The organism is uncultured Gilvimarinus sp. (assembly GCF_963975215.1).
Taxonomy (GTDB): Bacteria; Pseudomonadota; Gammaproteobacteria; order Pseudomonadales; family Cellvibrionaceae; genus Gilvimarinus.
Genome location: NZ_CAXBFW010000026.1, coordinates 1 through 17,316, shown reverse-complemented (window position 1 = coordinate 17,316; position 17,316 = coordinate 1). Strand labels below are relative to the sequence as shown.

Annotated in this window: 13 protein-coding genes and 2 tRNA genes; 4 read left to right on the top strand and 11 right to left on the bottom strand. The window is 55.0% G+C overall.

What is annotated here, in order from left to right:
• Window positions 1-3: 3 nt before the first annotated feature.
• The gene (locus AAC019_RS14495; protein WP_339899799.1) at window positions 4-1,098 is read left to right on the top strand and encodes a tryptophan 7-halogenase; all 1,095 of its coding nucleotides are present in this window, start codon (window positions 4-6) and stop codon (window positions 1,096-1,098) included.
• A 28-nt stretch (window positions 1,099-1,126) separates the two neighbouring features.
• Here AAC019_RS14495 and AAC019_RS14490 read toward each other — a convergent pair whose 3' ends face one another.
• The 4 genes from AAC019_RS14490 to AAC019_RS14475 form a co-directional block, all read right to left on the bottom strand.
• The gene (locus tag AAC019_RS14490; protein ID WP_339899798.1) at window positions 1,127-1,897 is read right to left on the bottom strand and encodes an RES family NAD+ phosphorylase; all 771 of its coding nucleotides are present in this window, start codon (window positions 1,895-1,897) and stop codon (window positions 1,127-1,129) included.
• On the bottom strand, window positions 1,898-2,704 hold the full coding sequence (gene mazG / locus AAC019_RS14485; protein ID WP_339899796.1) for a nucleoside triphosphate pyrophosphohydrolase: 807 nt from the start codon (window positions 2,702-2,704) through the stop codon (window positions 1,898-1,900).
• A gap of 99 nt (window positions 2,705-2,803) precedes the next feature.
• Window positions 2,804-5,050, bottom strand: coding sequence for a GTP diphosphokinase (relA, locus tag AAC019_RS14480; protein ID WP_339899795.1), 2,247 nt, complete (start codon window positions 5,048-5,050; stop codon window positions 2,804-2,806).
• A 210-nt stretch (window positions 5,051-5,260) separates the two neighbouring features.
• Window positions 5,261-7,729, bottom strand: coding sequence for a glycoside hydrolase family 3 N-terminal domain-containing protein (locus tag AAC019_RS14475; protein ID WP_339899793.1), 2,469 nt, complete (start codon window positions 7,727-7,729; stop codon window positions 5,261-5,263).
• 369 nt (window positions 7,730-8,098) lie between these two features.
• Between AAC019_RS14475 and glk the strand changes: the two genes are divergently transcribed.
• Window positions 8,099-9,100 carry a glucokinase gene (gene glk, locus AAC019_RS14470; RefSeq protein WP_339899832.1) on the top strand — a complete coding sequence of 334 codons (1,002 nt, stop codon included), beginning with the start codon at window positions 8,099-8,101 and terminating at the stop codon, window positions 9,098-9,100.
• An 83-nt stretch (window positions 9,101-9,183) separates the two neighbouring features.
• On the opposite strand, the gene rlmJ is transcribed toward glk, so the two are convergent.
• The 4 genes from rlmJ to AAC019_RS14450 form a co-directional block, all read right to left on the bottom strand.
• Window positions 9,184-10,023 carry a 23S rRNA (adenine(2030)-N(6))-methyltransferase RlmJ gene (rlmJ, locus tag AAC019_RS14465; protein ID WP_339899791.1) on the bottom strand — a complete coding sequence of 280 codons (840 nt, stop codon included), beginning with the start codon at window positions 10,021-10,023 and terminating at the stop codon, window positions 9,184-9,186.
• A gap of 414 nt (window positions 10,024-10,437) precedes the next feature.
• Window positions 10,438-10,514: transfer RNA gene (locus tag AAC019_RS14460), tRNA-Arg, on the bottom strand.
• A 613-nt stretch (window positions 10,515-11,127) separates the two neighbouring features.
• Window positions 11,128-11,215: transfer RNA gene (locus AAC019_RS14455), tRNA-Ser, on the bottom strand.
• A gap of 84 nt (window positions 11,216-11,299) precedes the next feature.
• The gene (locus tag AAC019_RS14450) at window positions 11,300-11,863 is read right to left on the bottom strand and encodes a nitroreductase (protein ID WP_339899790.1); all 564 of its coding nucleotides are present in this window, start codon (window positions 11,861-11,863) and stop codon (window positions 11,300-11,302) included.
• A 246-nt stretch (window positions 11,864-12,109) separates the two neighbouring features.
• Between AAC019_RS14450 and AAC019_RS14445 the strand changes: the two genes are divergently transcribed.
• On the top strand, window positions 12,110-13,492 hold the full coding sequence (locus AAC019_RS14445; protein WP_339899789.1) for an adenylate/guanylate cyclase domain-containing protein: 1,383 nt from the start codon (window positions 12,110-12,112) through the stop codon (window positions 13,490-13,492).
• A 7-nt stretch (window positions 13,493-13,499) separates the two neighbouring features.
• Here the strand turns inward: AAC019_RS14445 and queF are convergent, their stop codons facing one another.
• From queF to AAC019_RS14430, 3 genes are read right to left on the bottom strand one after another with little or no spacing between them, the layout of a single operon-like run.
• Window positions 13,500-14,342 (bottom strand): NADPH-dependent 7-cyano-7-deazaguanine reductase QueF, encoded by an 843-nt coding sequence (queF, locus tag AAC019_RS14440; protein WP_339899787.1) that lies wholly within the window; start codon window positions 14,340-14,342, stop codon window positions 13,500-13,502.
• A 16-nt stretch (window positions 14,343-14,358) separates the two neighbouring features.
• The gene (locus AAC019_RS14435; RefSeq protein ID WP_339899785.1) at window positions 14,359-15,132 is read right to left on the bottom strand and encodes an ABC transporter permease; all 774 of its coding nucleotides are present in this window, start codon (window positions 15,130-15,132) and stop codon (window positions 14,359-14,361) included.
• Window positions 15,132-16,067 (bottom strand): ABC transporter ATP-binding protein, encoded by a 936-nt coding sequence (locus AAC019_RS14430; RefSeq protein ID WP_339899783.1) that lies wholly within the window; start codon window positions 16,065-16,067, stop codon window positions 15,132-15,134. The genes AAC019_RS14435 and AAC019_RS14430 overlap by 1 nt, the downstream gene beginning before the upstream one ends.
• A 61-nt stretch (window positions 16,068-16,128) precedes the next feature.
• Between AAC019_RS14430 and AAC019_RS14425 the strand changes: the two genes are divergently transcribed.
• Window positions 16,129-16,533: a PA2817 family protein gene (locus AAC019_RS14425; RefSeq protein ID WP_339899781.1), complete on the top strand. Its 405-nt coding sequence runs from the start codon at window positions 16,129-16,131 to the stop codon at window positions 16,531-16,533.
• Window positions 16,534-17,316: the final 783 nt, after the last annotated feature.

Genomic DNA, 17,316 nt, shown 5'->3' with positions numbered 1-17,316 from the left:
ACCATGGCGGCCCACTCCAGTGATATTGTGATCATCGGCAGCGGCATCGCCGGTGCCACCGCGGCGCTCGCACTTGCGCCAAGCGCCCGGGTTACCATAATCGATAAACTCGCTCAGCCACCTGCGCGGCCCGGCGAATGTTTACCGGCACCGGCGGGGCGTATTTTGCGTAAGCTCGGTTTGTGGCAGGAGTTTTTGCAACAAAGCCACAGGGTGAGCCTGGGCGTGCAATCTTACTGGGGCACGGCGCAAGCTCATATTCAGGACAGCTTACGCAACCCCGACGGCCACGGCTGGCACTTAAACCGCCCGGAGTTTGAATCGTTACTGCAACAAACAGCCGAGGCGCGCGGAGTAAACTTGCTGAACCCCGCCACTGTAACAGCGGCCAGGCGCAACGCGGCAAGCTGGCAATTAACCTTAAACAATGGCGATGCCATTAATACCGGTTGGGTTATCGACGCCACCGGGCGCAACGCTTGTTTTGCCCGGCAACAAGGTGCCCAGCGCACCAGCGATGATTCACTGATCGCCGCGTGGGGCATTATTACGCAGGATATAGCGCGGGGCATGCAGCGCTCGATGGCGACGATTGCCGCGGCAGAAAACGGCTGGTGGTACTCCGCGCCGCTGCCCAACAATCAGCGGCTACTTGCCTATCACACCGATCAAACCCTGCTTAACACTGCCCAATGGCGCCACCCCGAGCCCTTTAAACGCGCCGCGCTGCAGCAGAGCGCACTCGCCGATTTAGGCATTGATGCCTCGCTGGCAACGCTCGATTACCGGGGCATTACCGCCGCCCACTCCACTAAGCTTAACCAGGTGTGCGGCAATCGCTGGGCGGCCATTGGCGACGCCGCCATCAGTTTTGATCCGCTGTCCTCACAAGGGATGTACAACGCCATGGCCAGTGCCATGCAGTTTGCCGAGCTTTTTCAGGCGGGAGCCGTAACGCGAGAATACCCCAAACAAGTTCAGGCTATTTGGCAGCATTATGTAAACCACAAAGCATTTTTTTACGGGCAAGAGCGGCGCTTTGTCACGCAGCCATTTTGGCAAGATCGGCAACGAGATGCACGTTCATCAACTGCTTAAGTAAAGGATACACCAACCTTCAGAGCCGTCACTTAACAGTGTCAGAATAATCAACATCCGTGCCTGGCATCGACGACACATCAATCTCTCGCCGTTTAATTTTGTACATTTTTGCGCTTTTTGCCTCGGCCACATTGAGATCAAAAATCGCGATATTTTCATGCAGACCGCCATCAATAGTTTGCTCTAGACCCTTAATCTCAAATTGCGACTGATATACAACGCCGTCATACCCCATCTTTTTAAAATACTCAGATATTATTTGAGTTGGAATATAATTCAAACGACTATCGCGTGAAGTCACCGGCTTAGAAAAACATCCATTCAACTCGATCCATGTAAAGGATTCGTTTTCTTCACCCGTTTCCGGGCTATACTGATTAAACCACCAATAATAGTCAGGCCTATCCTGTAATAAGTTGACCAACCTCAAATCCGCTAGTATTTCAAACGCTGCAACTGTGACGCTTTCGTTATCTGCCGGCCTAGATTCGGCGACACAAACTTCTGGCCGATTCGCTAAATATAAAACATTGAGATTGAAAGGGTTAACTCTCCCTTCTGCTTGCAAGTTGGGAATTGGCTTCATTTCGGCTTTATCGTAAGGGGTGTTCACTCCAGCCGGATTTACTCGAGCACGATAATATACACTTCCCTTTGATATGATTTTTACTCTACTTTTACTGGACTCGTAAAGCGCATCTAAGAACTTTAAGTTTCGTTCAGATAAAAAGTGCCGCTCACTAGATGAGGTACTTTCTAGAAAATGCCAAAAATCTTCCAGATTTACTTTATTCATTTACAGCCCCTGCTCTTTTGCCTTATCCCACAAGGCGTCCATCTCGGCCAGGGTCATATCGTCCATGGGTTTAGGGGCGTTGTCTTCGATAAAGCGAAAACGCCGTTCAAATTTATGGTTGGCGCGGCGCAGTGAGCCCTCCGGGTCTTGCCTTAGAGTGCGGCTGATATTGGTAACAGCAAACAATAAATCGCCTACTTCGGCATCTACCGCCTCCATATCGCCGCTGGCCAGAGCCTCTTCTACCTCGGCCAGCTCTTCTCGGACTTTGGCGATGGGGCCGCTGACATCTTTCCAGTCAAAACCGGTACGCGCAGCGCGTTTTTGCAGTTTTGCCGCGCGGGTTAGGGCCGGCAAATTAAGCGGGATATCGTCTAAGGTGCCCCGCACACCTTTGGCCTCGCGCTCTTCTTGTTTGATGTCTTCCCAGCGCTGTTTAATGGCGGCCTCGTCCACCGGCTGATCGCCAAAGCGCTGCAGCAGATCATTATTGGGAAACACATGCGGGTGACGCCGTACCAGCTTCGCCACCAGCGTATCGACGACGGAATAAAAATCAAAGCGCTGTTCTTCGGCGCCAAACTGACTGTAAAAAATCACCTGGAATAATAAATCACCCAACTCTTCTTGCAGGTGATCAAGATCGCCCCGCTCGATGGCATCGGCCACCTCGTACGCCTCTTCAATCGTGGAGGGCACAATCGTCGCGTAGGTTTGTTTTTGATCCCAAGGGCAACCGTCGACCGGATCGCGCAGACGTTGCATGAGGTAGATGAGGTCGTCGAGGGTGTAGGTTGGGGATGACATTTTATTTCCTCGGGGTACGGGGTACGGCTAATTGTAAACGCCCTCAGGTGCTAAAAAACACCCTTCGTTCTCCGTTAACCGTTATCCGTTCCCCGCCCCTCACAACTTCCGCCGCGCCGAGGCAATATTGGGCAACTGATTCAAACGCGTGAGCACCCGACTCAACTCATCAAAGCCGCGTATCTCCACGGTGATTTGCATATCAACCGTATTTTTACGCTTGTCCGATAAGGTTTGCATGGCGCTGATGTTGATTCGCTCGTGATCGAGCAGCGCGGTAATATCCAACAACAAACCGTGGCGGTCGTAGGCCTCGACGATTAAATCCACCGAATAACTGCTTTGCGGCGTAGCGCCCCAGTCGACTTTAATAATGCGCTGCGGCTCGTCCGCTTGCAGCTGCAATACATTGCTACAGTCGGCGCGGTGAATAGACACGCCCCGCCCCAGTGTAATGTAGCCGGTAATGGCATCGCCCGGTACCGGGGTACAACAGCTGGCGATTTGGGTTAATAAATTACCCACGCCTTCGATGAATACATCGGAGTCTTTTTTGCGCTTGGACGATTTTGCTTTAAAAGGAATCGTCGGCTCTTTGGGGTGCTTGCTGTCAATTAATCGCTGCGCGGCACTGATAACTTGCCCCACGCCAATATCGCTGGCCCCTACCGCGGCATACAGGTCGTCGAGCGACTGCATGTTAAGTTTTTGCGCCAGCACCTCAAAGTCTAAATCGAGCAGCGCCAGGCGTTTAAACTCGCGATCGAGCAGTGCCTGGCCCTCGGCGATATTGTCATCGCGCGCCTGCACCTTAAACCAGTGTTGCACCTTGGCGCGGGCGCGGGCGGTATTAACATAACCAAGCGCGGGCGAGAGCCAATCGCGACTGGGCGCCTCACGCTTACCGGTTAAAATCTCCACCTGGTCGGCCGTATTTAAATGGTAGTTTAACGGCACGATGCGCTCGTTTACCTTGGCGCCGCGGCAACGGTGGCCCACATCGGTATGAATGCGGTAGGCAAAATCCAGCGGCGTGGCGGTTTTGGGTAAATCCACCACGTGCCCTTCGGGGGTAAAGACGTAGATACGATCTTGATCGAACGCCTTTAAATCATCTTGCAGTTGCTGGCTGGTGCCACCCAGCTCGTCGTGCCATTCAAGCACTTGGCGCAACCAGGCGATTTTTTGCTCGTAGCCATCCTGGCCGGCTTCGGTATCGGTGCCTTTGTAGCGCCAGTGCGCGCATACGCCCAGCTCTGCCTCTTCATGCATGGCAAAGGTGCGCACCTGAATCTCAAGTACTTTGTTCTCGGGGCCGATGACCGCGGTATGCAGCGAGCGATAACCGTTTTCTTTGGGCGAGGCGATATAGTCGTCAAACTCGTGGGGGATGTTGCGCCACAGGCTGTGGACAATACCCAACACGGTGTAGCAGTCCCGCACGCTGGGCACCAAAATGCGTACCGCGCGGATGTCGTACACCTGAGAAAAGCCAATACCTTTGCGCTGCATTTTGCGCCAGATACTGTAAATATGTTTTGCCCGCCCGGCCACTTCGCCATCGATGGCGGCGCTTTGCAGCTCGCCGCGCAGCAACGACAGCACGTCGTCGATAAACTCCTGCCGGGCAATGCGCCGCTCATCCAATAGCGCGGCAATACGTTTGTAATCGGCGGGCTCTAGGTAGCGGAAGGACAAATCCTCCAGCTCCCATTTGATGTGGCCAATACCTAAGCGGTGCGCCAAGGGGGCGTACACGTCAGAGACCTCGCGAGCCACCTGCCGGCGCCGGGTTGGCGAGGCGGTTTTAACCGCCCGAATCGCACAGGTGCGCTCGGCCAGTTTTACCAGCGCCACGCGCACGTCATCGACCATGGCCACCAACATTTTACGGATATTGTCGGCCTGCTCGTCGGACTGCTTGCCAAATACCCGCTCTTCGCGCTCGTTGCGCTGGTAGCTGATGGCGGCCATGCGCAGCACACCTTTAATAAGCTTGGCGACCGCCTCGCCAAAACTCGCCTCGACCTCGGCCAGCGCCAGCTTTTCTTCGCGCACCGCGCGGTACAACACGGCGGCCACCAAGGTGTCGTGATCGAGCTGTAAATCGGCGAGAATTTCGGCCATCTCCATGCCAATACGCAAGCAGCTGGTACCCTCGCCCCAGCTGTGGGGCGCGGCACAGGTGACGGCTTCGTCGGCTCTCTGGCAGAGCTCGCAAGCGCGTTTAATTTCACTCAAGGTGGGGGAGGTTTGCTGCTCAATGCCGGCAAAGCGTTGCAGCCAGGCATCGATATCAACACTGCCGTCGGGGGCAATGGGGTGGTCTTGGCGGACTTTTACCATAGTAACTTCACTGTGCACTGCTGCTGGCTGTTATGGTTTGGGCAGACCACACTCCGTGTGATGCGGTGTGAGCGTCCTGAAACAGCCGTTGGACTCGTGAGGCGCCATAAAGTTGCACGCAGTTAAGCGTGCCAGCGCTCGGGCGGCGCCTATGGTAGTCGAAAACGCCGCCCGATCAAAATACAAAACACCGCTCGATTGCGGCGATGTTTAGCTCTTTATTACCTCGATCCCCGCCAGCCCGCTCGCGGCGCCCTTCTCCAGCGCCACCCGCGAAAAACTCAAATCCAACTCGCCCTCGGTAACCAATGTAAACGGCTCCAAAATACGGTGAAAAAACTCCTCGGGGGGCAGCACCAAACCAAAATCCGAGCCCACATCGGGAAACAGTCGTAAAGGCACGCGCACCTGAGCCCAAGCGTTACCAGCCAGCGCTTGCACCGTATCGGTAATATCCAGGTCGGAATTGCTGTCGGGGCCGCAGCCCAAGCGTAAAGTAACGCTCTGGCTGGGCGCGGCGTCGACTTTAACGTCAAAAATCAAGGCGCCGTCGCTGTCGAGGTAGTCCACCAGTACCTGCCGGTCACGTGTGGTAAGGGCCACTAAACCAACACCACTGCCGTTCCACTGGGCGCGGCGGGCATCCTCTTGCACCTCACGGTCCACCGCGGTGACACAAATACTGGATACCTCTACCCGGTTGCCCTGCATCAGTTGCCTGTCGTTTTGGCGCCCCTGCACCATTATGCCGTAGGGCTCCATAGGGCGACGATTAAACACCAGCAGCTCATCGAGGGTTTCGCCGCCGGCATCGTAGTCTTCGGGCAAATCATCGCCCAAGGTATCGGCATCGCCATAGGCCAGGCCGTAGCCATAGGCAAACAGTGGGTCGTAATCATCGTCGCCACGGTTTAGCGGCACCTGATCCGGCTCGCGCGGCCAGGAGAAGGTCAGCTTGCCTTTCATGGGGTAATTGACCGCACCATCGGCGCGGGTGAAGAGCACATCGGCCACACCGGCGCCCTCGGTGCCCGGCTGCCAAATCGCCACAAACGCATCCGAAGCGTTGATCTCGCGGTTCACCCACATGGGCCGGCCGGTCATAAACAGCGACACCACCGGGATACCCTCGGCCTGTAATTTTTGTAACAGTGCCCAGTCGCGCCCCGCCCCTTCTTTAAACAGCAGGTTTTGAATATCGCCCTGCATCTCTGCGTAGGCCGCCTCGCCCCAAACGACAATAGCCACATCGGGTTTGACGCTGTACTCACCCGTCTCACTCAGCTCGATCTCGCCGCCGGCGGCATTAACTCTGGCCGCTAAACCGTCATACACCGAGGTGGCGCCGGGAAAGTCGCGGCGATCGGTGCCGGTGCCCTGCCAGGTCACCGACCAACCACCGGCTTGCTTAGACAAATTGTCGGCGCCATCCCCGGCCACCAGCACCCGCTGCCTGGGCGACAGAGGCAACAGGTTATTTTTGTTTTTCAGCATAACCAGCGATTCGCGCACGGCGCGGCGCGCTACGGCGCGGTGCCCGGGGGCACCTATTAGCTCATCGCGGCCGGCCAATGGGCGGCTCGAGGGCTTACCGCGCTCAAACAAGCCGGCGCGCAATTTAACCCGCAAAATACGGCGCACGGCATCGTCGGCGCGCGCGGCGTCGATCACGCCGGATTTAATCTGCTCGACCGTGTTGTTAAACAGTATTTTCCAGTCCGGGTCGGGCACCATAAAGATGTCCAGGCCGGCGTTAATGGCCTGCGGGCAATTTAACACTTCGGCACCTTCGATAAAGCCGTGGCCGTTCCAGTCACCCACCACCAGGCCGTCAAAGCCCAGCGTATCTTTTAACACAGTAGTTAACAGGTGCTTGTGGCCGTGTAGCTTTTCACCGTGCCAGCTATTAAAAGAGGCCATCACGCTTTGCACGCCCGCCTCGATTGCACTGAAGTAGCCTGCGCCGTGAATATCGCACAGGGTCTGCTCATCGTCCTGGCAGTCGCCGCGGTCGATACCATTAATAGTGCCGCCATCGCCAATAAAGTGTTTGGCGGTGGCAATCACATGCTGCTCGTTTAAAAAGTCGCCCGAGCTCGCGGCGCCCTGCAAGCCCTCGACCATTTGCCCGGCGTAGGCGCGCACAATTTCCGGGTCCTCCGAGTAGGCTTCGTAGGTGCGTCCCCAGCGATCATCACGGGCCACGGCTACAGTGGGCGAGAAATCCCAGTCGATACCAATGGCGGCAATCTCGCGGGCGGTTACCTCGCCTATTTCGCGGATTAGCTCGGGGTTATGGGTGGCGCCCAGTGCGATATTGTGCGGAAACAAAGTCGCCCCCACCACGTTGCCCACCCCGTGGACCGCATCGGTGCCCCATATAATAGGCACATACACTTTGCCATCGCTGCAGTCGGCTGCGGCATCAAAAAAACTATCGGCCAGCGCCACCCAATCGGACGCTTTTGCGTAGCGATCATTATTGGGCACCGAGCCGCCCCCGTTGAGCACAGAGCCCAGGTGGTAGTCTTTGATATCTTGCGGGGTAACTTGCTTGATTTCAGGCTGAATCATTTGCCCGACTTTTTCCTCAACGCTCATTTGCGCCAGGATCTCGTCTATTTTTGCTTCAAGTGCAGCGTCAGCGGCAAGCGCCGACGTCAAACGGGGCCAGGGCACGGGTAACCTCCAGAGGTGTCAGGTGTGTCTCTTCATGTTTAGGGGCGGCGCTTAGCGCTCTTTTAATTACGTTTAACGCTCTGTGTGGGCAACACTGGCGGTTAAAAAGCCCCGTAAGCTTAACGGAACGAGGGCAAAACTACACCACTATTGACAGCGCTGTCAATAAAACCTACACTTCTCCACCAGCTTTATCGATAACATGGGCATTTTTTATGCGAGGCTTAATCACAAGCCCCATAAAGCCCCCATCTGGCCCCCTAATACCGCCGTCATTTGAGGGTATTAGGCTCTAATGACAACACAATCGACCTAGGCAGCTTAGGTACAAGCCATTAAGCTGAGCAACAATAAACAGCAGCAAGGCAGATAAGCGAGGAGCACAACCGCATGAGTAAAATTCTAGTCGCCGATATTGGTGGAACCAACGGCCGCTTTGGCCTGGTAGACGCCTGTGAGCACGACACCGGCTACAACGCTGTGCAGCAGCTTAGCCTACCCAGTGCCGAGCACGACTCTCTGGCCGACATGATCCGCGCTTACTGCGACCAAACCGGCATTAATATGCCTAAGTTTGCCTGCTTGGCGATTGCCGGCCCTATTCAGGACGGACACGTAAAAGTTACCAACCTTAACTGGGAGTTCTCGATTGGCCGCCTGCGCGACGAGCTAAACATGCAGGCACTGGATGTACTTAACGACTTCTCGGCACTGGCTTACGCGGCACCACATTTACAAGCGCAAGACAAAACCACCCTGTACAACGTGAAGGGTAACCCCCACGCCCCGATTGGGGTTATGGGCCCCGGCACCGGCTTTGGCGCCGCCATGCTCGCGCCCGTGCGCAGCGGCTGGAAGATTCTGCCCACCGAGGGCGGCCACTGCAGCTTTGCCCCCACCACCGGCAAAGAGATTGCGATTTTGCAGCATATGCGCCGCGAGTTTGATCACGTATCCATCGAGCATTTGTTGTCGGGTATTGGACTGGTGCGCATTTATAAAGCGCTGGCCGCCATCGACGGTAAAGAGTCCGAAGACTTAAAGCCCGCCGAGGTCAGCAACCGCGCGCTCAGCCATCAGGACCCACAGTGCGAAGAGGCGCTGGAAACCTTCTGCAACATTCTGGGCAGCGTGGCCGGCGATAAAGCCCTTAGCTGGGGCGCTCTGGGAGGTATTTATTTGGGCGGCGGTATTGTGCCCAAAATCGCCAACTACTTACCGCAAACGGACTTTGTGAAGCGTTACGTACACAAAGGCATTATGCGCGGCTACGTCGAAGATATTCCGGTGCATATGGTCACCAACGATAAAGCCGCCTTAATTGGCGCCGCCGCCTGGCTGGTGGATAACACCCAAGCCCTGCAATATTAAGATGTCAGCGACAGCCCCTTGCAGCATTCAGGGGCTGTCGCCAACCACCCCCCCATACCAGAAAGCCATAACGCCTCCGGCGACTACTGCTCGACCAACACCTCGCATTTAAAAAAGCCATCATCCTCGGCCAGCGTTGCCTGTAACAGCGGCAGCAGCGCCTGCATGGTGGCAAACAAGGTCCAGGGCGGATTAATCACAAATAACCCTGACGACGTCATGCCAGCCCCTTTAACCTCAGCATCGGCCTCTAACCCCAGCTCATAACGCTGAATATTGCGGATGCCACTGCGCACCAGCTTTCTCTCCATCGCATCAATCTGCTCCCGCTCAACCACCGGATACCAAATAACGTAGACGCCTGAATTGAACTTTTTGTGGGCTTTTATAACCGTCTCAACCACTTGGGCGTAATCGGCCTTCACCTCATAAGACGGGTCAATCAATACCAACCCGCGGCGAGCCTTGGGCGGTACGCGCGCAAGTAAACCGCGCAACCCATCACTGCACTCAACCCGAATATTGCCATAGGCCTTGGTATTGTCCTCCAGCTTTTTAACATCACTGGGGTGCAGCTCATACAACCAAGCGCGATCTTGCGGCCGCAAAAACTGCTGCGCGATCATCGGCGAGCCGGGGTAGTAATACAGCTTGTCAGTCCGATTCACCTCGCGCACTTGCGTCAAATAAGGCTCTAGCAGCGGCCAGGGCTTGGTCATCAACTTGCCCACACCGGTGCGATACTCCCCCAGCTTAACCGCATGCTCCGAGCGCAAGTTATACAAGCCCGAGCCCGAGTGCGTGTCGATGTACTCAAAGGGCGCCGGCTTTTTACCGAGATAAGCCAGAATTTCGATAAGCACAATATGTTTAAGCACATCGGCGTAATTACCGGCGTGGTAGGAGTGGCGATAACTTAACAAAGGCAGCTCTCAGGTAGCGAATCGAAACGCCAGGCGCAAGCCCGACAGGCAATTGCGCTATTATCAGCCGCCCCCCGCCAAATTGCACCGCCTTTTTGCACCTTAAACTGCACCGGCAGCGCGGGATCACAACGACACCACCCCTTTTAAACGCGCATAAAAAAAGCCCACCTCTTTCGAGGTAGGCTTTTGTATATGGCGCACTCGGGAGGATTGTCTGGCGCACTTCCCTGTGCGCCACCGCTATGCGGCGCCTATGGCGGACCAGAACGCTCCCGGCGTTCTGTCGAACCTGCGGAGGCTGATGCACACGGATGTGCGAATGCCGCGGTTGTAGGGAGACAAAGGAGCTGCCTCACCCCCCACTCGCGCGCATAAAAAAAGCCCACCTCTTTCGAGGTAGGCTTTTGTATATGGCGCACTCGGGAGGATTCGAACCTCCGACCGCTCGGTTCGTAGCCGAGTACTCTATCCAGCTGAGCTACGAGTGCGTTGTTAAGAGGCGCGTATATTAGTGATTCAACTTGTTATCGTCAAGCGATACGCGCTGTATTTTTTGTGTTTTTTGCGATTTAATCCGTTATTGATTGTTGTCTGGCCAAGCTGATGAAATTCTCTACAGCTAAGCGGCCAACTCACCGCCAATACAACAAACCGATCAATCGCTTGCGAACACCTGACCTTAATCCCTTTGACCATCGCAGGCTAACAAAGCATGCAGAAACTTTGCTCTGCTACCGTGCAACCATAAAACCTCACCTAAAGCGCGGCTTTTTTATATGGCGGTGAGGGAGGGATTAACCAAAACACGTCGTGTGTTTTGCCCTGCGGGCTCCCTTCGGTCGGTTCAAACCGCTCCCGGCGGTTTGTCGAACCCGGCGAGGGCTCTCACCCTCCCGCACCTTTATAAACAAAGCCCCGCGTGGGCGCGGCTGTTTTATATGGCGGTGAGGGAGGGATTAACCAAAACACGCCGTGTGTTTTGCCCTACGGGCTCCCTTCGGTCGGTTCAAACCGCTCCCGGCGGTTTGTCGAACCCGGCGAGGGTTCTCACCCTCCCACACCTTTATAAACAAAGCCTCGCGTAGGCGCGGCTTTTTTATATGGCGGTGAGGGAGGGATTCGAACCCTCGAACGGTTGCCCGTTACACGCTTTCCAGGCGTGCGCCTTCAGCCACTCGGCCACCTCACCATACAATTGCAAAAAAACCTCAAAGAGACCTTTTTGCGAGGCGCGAATCCTACACAAATCGCACGCTAAACGCAACGGCGAGTATCAGGATTGCGGCCAGCTCTGGCAGCGGCCCGATAAATCGGAGGCGGCGGCCTGGGGCAATGCTTTAACCGGTGTGCCCAGGTACATATAACCGATCAATCGCTCATTGGCCTGTAAGCCCAACCCAGCCAATACATGCTCGTTATAGGCCATATCGCCGGTGCGCCAGATAACCCCTAACCCCTGAGCGTAAGCGGCATTGACGATATTCTGCGCGGCGGCGCCGGCGCACAGCAGCTGCTCTAACTCCGGAACCTTGGGGTGATCCTGCAGCTGTGCAATAACGACCAACAACATCGGCGCCCTTAATGGCATGTTGCGCAGCTTGGCCTGCAGGGTTTCGCTTAAAGTCGGCGCGTCTCGCAGCGCCGAACGGCAAAATAGCTCGCCCAGCGCCTCGCGGGCCTCACCTGCGATCGTCAAAAAGCGCCAGGGGCGTAACAAGCCGTGATCCGCCGCACGGGCGGCACACTGCAGCAAGACATCGAGTTGCTGTGCAGTGGGGGCCGGGGCATCCAACTTGGCAACCGAGGCGCGCTTAGTCAGGGCGTCTATCGCATCCATATTTGCTTCGCTCTTACTGGTAAATTAGGCCGCATTGTAACACGGCGTAAAACAACCCAAGCTCACAAGTGTCGCCAAAATCAACACGCTAAGCTCATAGGTCTAACTATCACATACCCGCCCCATATCAACTATACTTAGTAAAATGTGCCAACCCGCTGCAGCCATAGACGACCACAAGGCTTCGCGTATAAGATGTTGGCCGTCGCTTTACTCTTTAAGCATGCTAGCCAGGCACATAACACAATGACAAAAGCTGCACTACCGGACGCTGAACACTCAGAATCGATTCTGCAACAGTATTACTTCCGCACTCTCATCTGCTTTGCCGCCGGCGGTACTTTAGCGGCGATGATGGATTGGAATAATATTAACTGGGTGTACGTCGGCGCCATTATTTATATGCTGATATACGCCTACGCCAGCTTCACTTATACAAAGCAGCTACCCGCCGAAGCCGTCCCGAAAGCGACCCGAATGCTCTCTTACGCCGACGCCGCGCTAATTGGTGTAGTGCTTAACCTTATTAACTTTTCGTTGTTGCCGTGCATTTTATTTCTGGCAATGATTCAGTTTAATGCGTTGCTTACCGGTGGTTTGCGCCGCTGGCTAGAAGACAACGCCGCAATGGCAACCGGCGTGGTTATCAGTATGTTGATACACCGCCCCCAGTGGATCTTTCACAGCAACATTCAAATAAGCGCGGTTAGCCTTATTGGCATTATTACCTACTTTCTCGCCTACGCGCTGTATATGCATCAAAAGTTTCACAAATTAAAGCTCAGTAACAGCAAGCTGCTAAACGAGCAGAAGTGGCACAAAATCCGCGCGTACAAACTATCGCGTTATCTGGCTCCCGCCGTATGGCAAGCCGTTAACCAAGGGCGCGACGAAACACTGCAGGCAGAGCGCAAAAAAATTACCGTTTTCTTTTCTGATATTAAAAACTTTAGCCAGTTATCGGAAGAGATGGAGGCCGAGGCGCTCACTGAGCTACTTAACCAGTACCTCACCGAAATGACCAAAATCGTGACCCACTTTGGCGGCACCATCGATAAGTTTATGGGCGATGCGGTGATGGTGCTGTACGGCGACAGTGGCAGCAAAGGCGTAAAGGATGATTGTTTACGCTGCGTAAGCATGGCCATTGCCATGAAAAAACGCATGAAATCCCTGCAACAAGAGTGGCACAACCAAGGCATCAAAAAGCCCCTGCAGATTCGCATGGGCATCAACACCGGTTACTGCACCGTGGGCACCTTTGGTACCTCGAGCCACCTCGACTACACCGTACTCGGTACCCATGTGAACCTGGCCAGCCGCCTAGAATCGGCCGCCGACCCGGATGAAATTTTAATCTCTCACGAAACCTGGTCTCTGGTAAAAGATTCCGTATTGTGTCGCGACAAGGGTGAGATTACGGTCAAGGGCTTTAGCGCCCCGGTTAAGGTGTATCAGGTGGCTGGGTTGCGCAAAGATATGGGCCGCAACCAGACCTACTTTGAGGATCGCGCCGAAGGTTTCTCGATGTACCTCGACCTGGAGAAAGTGCGCAATTACGATAAAGAGCAAGTGTTAACGGCGCTGAAAAAAGCCGCCGAAAAACTCAAAGATAAGGTGATTGTTTAACCCTCGACTATTGCCGCACTAAACGTACCGCACCCGGAGCCTCACCCGGCTCACTGCTGCGATACGGGTTGATATCCAGACCGCCGCGGCGGGTATACCGAGCGTACACCTCAAGCTTACGCGGGGCGCAGCGCTCGGTGATATCGCAAAACATCCGCTCGACGCAGTGCTCGTGAAAATCCTGGTGCTCGCGAAACGAGACGATATAACGCAGCAGCCCAGCCGGGTCTATCTCGGCGCCCTCGTACGCAATCCACACACTGGCCCAGTCGGGCTGGCCGGTCACCGGGCAGTTGGTTTTTAGCAAATCGCTGTGCCAGGCACGCGTTACAGGCGCACCGCCGGATGCACGCAAATAATCAGGGTGAGGATGATAGTGCTCGATGGTGACATCCTGCTGATCGAGGCACTGGGCGTTAAAAGGCGCGGCCGAAAAGTCGGCCTGCAAGGTGCCACCTGCAGCCAGCGGCGCTACAGTCACCTTTACCTCAGCGCCCGCGGCGGCGGTTAAGTCTTGCGCAATTTGGCTTTGCAGCTGCGCCACACTAGCCACGGATGTTTGGTTAAACGAGTTAAGGTACAGCTTAATGGATTTTGACTCGACAATATTGGGGCTGTCGCAAGGCAAGGTGAACTCGATAAGCGCCACTTGCGGCAAGCCCTTGTCGTTAAGCCAGGACAACTCATAACCGGTCCACACATCTACCCCGTAAAACGGTAGTGCGCTATCCACTACACTCAGCGCACGGCGCGACTCGGCCCGCGCAATGGGGTACAGCAAGGCCGGATCATACTGGCTTATGTAGGCCGATGTTTTACCCAGCGGGCTATCACCTATGGTGTGACTCATACTTAACTCCTAAGCCTTAAGCGCGCAGGCGCGAGCCATTTTTTAACAGGTATAAACTCACCGCAAACAACACTGCGGTAAACAGCAGCAAACCGGCAAAGGCGTAGCCGATATTTTCGCCGCCGGTGCCGAGCAAACCGTAACGAAAGGCACCCACCATATGTAAAATCGGATTGAGCTGCGACACCCACTGCCAAAACTCGGGCAATACACTCACCGAATAAAAAACACCCCCCAAATAAGTAAGCGGTGTTAAGACAAAGGTGGGCACAATGGAGATATCGTCAAAAGTATTGGCGTAAACGGCGTTAATAAACCCCGCCAGCGAGAAAAACAGCGACGTTAGTACCACAATAGTAATCGTCAGCGGCCAGCTGTGCACCTGAATATCGGTAAACAACAAAGACACTACCGTCACCAATACACCAACGCTTAAACCGCGCGCCATGCCACCCATGCAATAGCCCAATAAAATAATCACATTGGGGGTCGGGCTGACTAAAATTTCTTCTATCGAGCGTTGGAACTTAGCGCTAAAAAACGATGAGGTAACGTTGGAGTAAGAGTTGGTCAGCACCGCCATCATAATTAAACCCGGCACCACAAACTGCATATAGGGAATGCCATCCATAGTACCAATACGACTGCCAATCAACTTACCAAAAATCACAAAATACAGTGACATAGTGATAACCGGGGGCAGTAACGTCTGCACCCAGATACGGGAAAATCGCTTAACCTCTTTACGAACGATGGTGGACAGGGCCACCCACTGCTGTGCCATCTGCATTACTCTGCCCCCTGCTCGTCCAACTGACCGTTAATTAATGACACAAACAACTCTTCCAGGCGATTGGCTTTGTTGCGCATACTCACCACCTGCACCCCTTGCGCCGAGAGCTGATCAAACAACTGATTGAGCGACTGCCCCTTTTCGACCTCCACCTCAAAGCAGTGCTCGTCCACCAACTCAACGGCATGACCGGCAATAACCGGCGCCGCTGTTAACGCGCCCGAACAGTCAAACACAAACACCTCTTTGTTTAACCGCTGCAGCAGTGAGCGCATGCTGGTGTTTTGCACAATCTCGCCGCGATCGATAATTGCCACGTTGCGGCACAGGCTCTCGGCCTCTTCCAAATAGTGGGTGGTTAAAATAATGGTGGTGCCCTGGGCGTTAATCTCACGCAAAAACTCCCACATGGAGCGACGCAGCTCGATATCCACCCCCGCTGTAGGCTCATCCAAAATAAGCACACGCGGCTCGTGCACCAGCGCCCGGGCAATCATTAACCGGCGCTTCATACCGCCCGACAGCATCCGCGCCGGCGTATTGCGCTTGTCCCACAGGCCCAGTTTCTCCAGGTATTTATCGGCCTGCACCTCGGCTTTAGCACGTGGCAAACCGTAGTAGCCCGCCTGCTGCAGCACGATATCGCGCACCTTCTCAAACTGGCTGAAATTAAACTCCTGGGGTACGATGCCCAGCTCCTGCTTGGCCTCAGAAAAGTGAGTATCAATATTGTGGCCAAACACGCTTATCTCGCCCGCGCTTTTGCGCACCAGCGAGCTGATAATACCAATGGTGGTCGACTTGCCCGCGCCATTAGGGCCAAGTACCGCAAAGAAATCACCGGCCTGTACCTCCAGTGAGATGCCTTTTAGCGCCTCAAATTGGTTGCCGTATACTTTGCGAAGATTTTTAATCGAAAGAGCAGCTGTCATAATTGCCTACTTTTGTCACCGGAGCCTTGCTCCGCCTGATCAATGTATTGAGGAATACGCCATGAGCCAAACCGGCGCCGAAGCACAGTACCTTGCGTATATGCGCAAACTGGTCACGCAATTTACACAGAGCGTGCAACAGCAACCGCCGTTTATCGAAGACGACTGCGACGAACAACACCTGGCGTTTTTGCGGCGTTTAGAAGCACTGCCGCAACAGCAAGGAGACGAGTACGCCGAAGAGGGGCAAGCACTGATGTGCCAGAGCATTGCCGCCTATCCGCACTTAACACCGCTGCTGCCGCGCGATCTGCTCTGGCACTTTGGCGGCGATTGCCTGCACTTTATGCCCGATGAGGAGATCGATCGCTTCCAGCAGCTGGATGAACAGCGCCACGAGGCCGAGCAGGCGGGACAAGACTTCGACTACGAGCGCGAACGAGCAAGAGTGCTCGGGCTCCATTAACGAGCGGCATTGTAACAGAGCGGGCTCAATGCAGGTAACCGCCCGCCCCCAAAGACAGCATAGAGCGCCTGCCACGTAGCTTTAAGGCCAGGTTGCCAGCCAATTCCGTAAAGGCCGGGGCCTCGGCAACTGAAGACACTAGATCCCCGCCTTCGCGGGGATGACGAGATTTAAGCAAAGCCCCCTGCTGGACAACCCCTGCCCTCGCCCACTTAACGGCATTAAACCTAACAGACACAAGAGAAGCCAGCCGAAGCTGACCTCTTTTGTAGAATATGGAGCGTATTTGCACGGCGAATGCCGCCCGCAGGGCGAGGGCCACGGATGGCCTGAGTGCAACGAGGCGTAGCCTCGGTTACCGCCCATCTAACGGCACAAAACCTACAGGCACAAAAAAAGCCAGCCGGAGCTGACTTCTTTTGTAGAATATGGCGCGGGACCAATACGCCGGGAGCGTATTGACACAGCGAATGCTGCCCGCAGGGCGAAGGCCACGGATGGCCTGAGTGCAACGAGGCGTAGCCTCGGTTGCCGCCCACCTAACGGCACAAAACTTACAGGCACAAAAAAAGCCAGCCGGAGCTGACTTCTTTTGTAGAATATGGAGCGGGACCAATACGCCGGGAGCGTATTTGCACAGCGAATGCTGCCCGCAGGGCGAGGTCCACGGATGGCCTGAGTGCAACGAGGCGTAGCCTCGGTTGCCGCCCATCTAACGGCACCAAACCTACAGGCACAAAAAAAGCCAGCCGGAGCTGACTTCTTTTGTAGAATATGGAGCGG

Excerpts from the sequence above, each read along its gene's own strand:
- AAC019_RS14445 (WP_339899789.1), top strand. The coding sequence starts at position 12,110 with ATGACAAAAGCTGCACTACCGGACGCTGAACACTCAGAATCGATTCTG.
- queF (WP_339899787.1), bottom strand. The coding sequence starts at position 14,342 with ATGAGTCACACCATAGGTGATAGCCCGCTGGGTAAAACATCGGCCTAC.
- AAC019_RS14495 (WP_339899799.1), top strand. The coding sequence starts at position 4 with ATGGCGGCCCACTCCAGTGATATTGTGATCATCGGCAGCGGCATCGCC.
- AAC019_RS14425 (WP_339899781.1), top strand. The coding sequence starts at position 16,129 with ATGAGCCAAACCGGCGCCGAAGCACAGTACCTTGCGTATATGCGCAAA.
- mazG (WP_339899796.1), bottom strand. The coding sequence starts at position 2,704 with ATGTCATCCCCAACCTACACCCTCGACGACCTCATCTACCTCATGCAA.
- AAC019_RS14450 (WP_339899790.1), bottom strand. The coding sequence starts at position 11,863 with ATGGATGCGATAGACGCCCTGACTAAGCGCGCCTCGGTTGCCAAGTTG.
- AAC019_RS14435 (WP_339899785.1), bottom strand. The coding sequence starts at position 15,132 with ATGCAGATGGCACAGCAGTGGGTGGCCCTGTCCACCATCGTTCGTAAA.
- AAC019_RS14490 (WP_339899798.1), bottom strand. The coding sequence starts at position 1,897 with ATGAATAAAGTAAATCTGGAAGATTTTTGGCATTTTCTAGAAAGTACC.
- AAC019_RS14430 (WP_339899783.1), bottom strand. The coding sequence starts at position 16,067 with ATGACAGCTGCTCTTTCGATTAAAAATCTTCGCAAAGTATACGGCAAC.
- relA (WP_339899795.1), bottom strand. The coding sequence starts at position 5,050 with ATGGTAAAAGTCCGCCAAGACCACCCCATTGCCCCCGACGGCAGTGTT.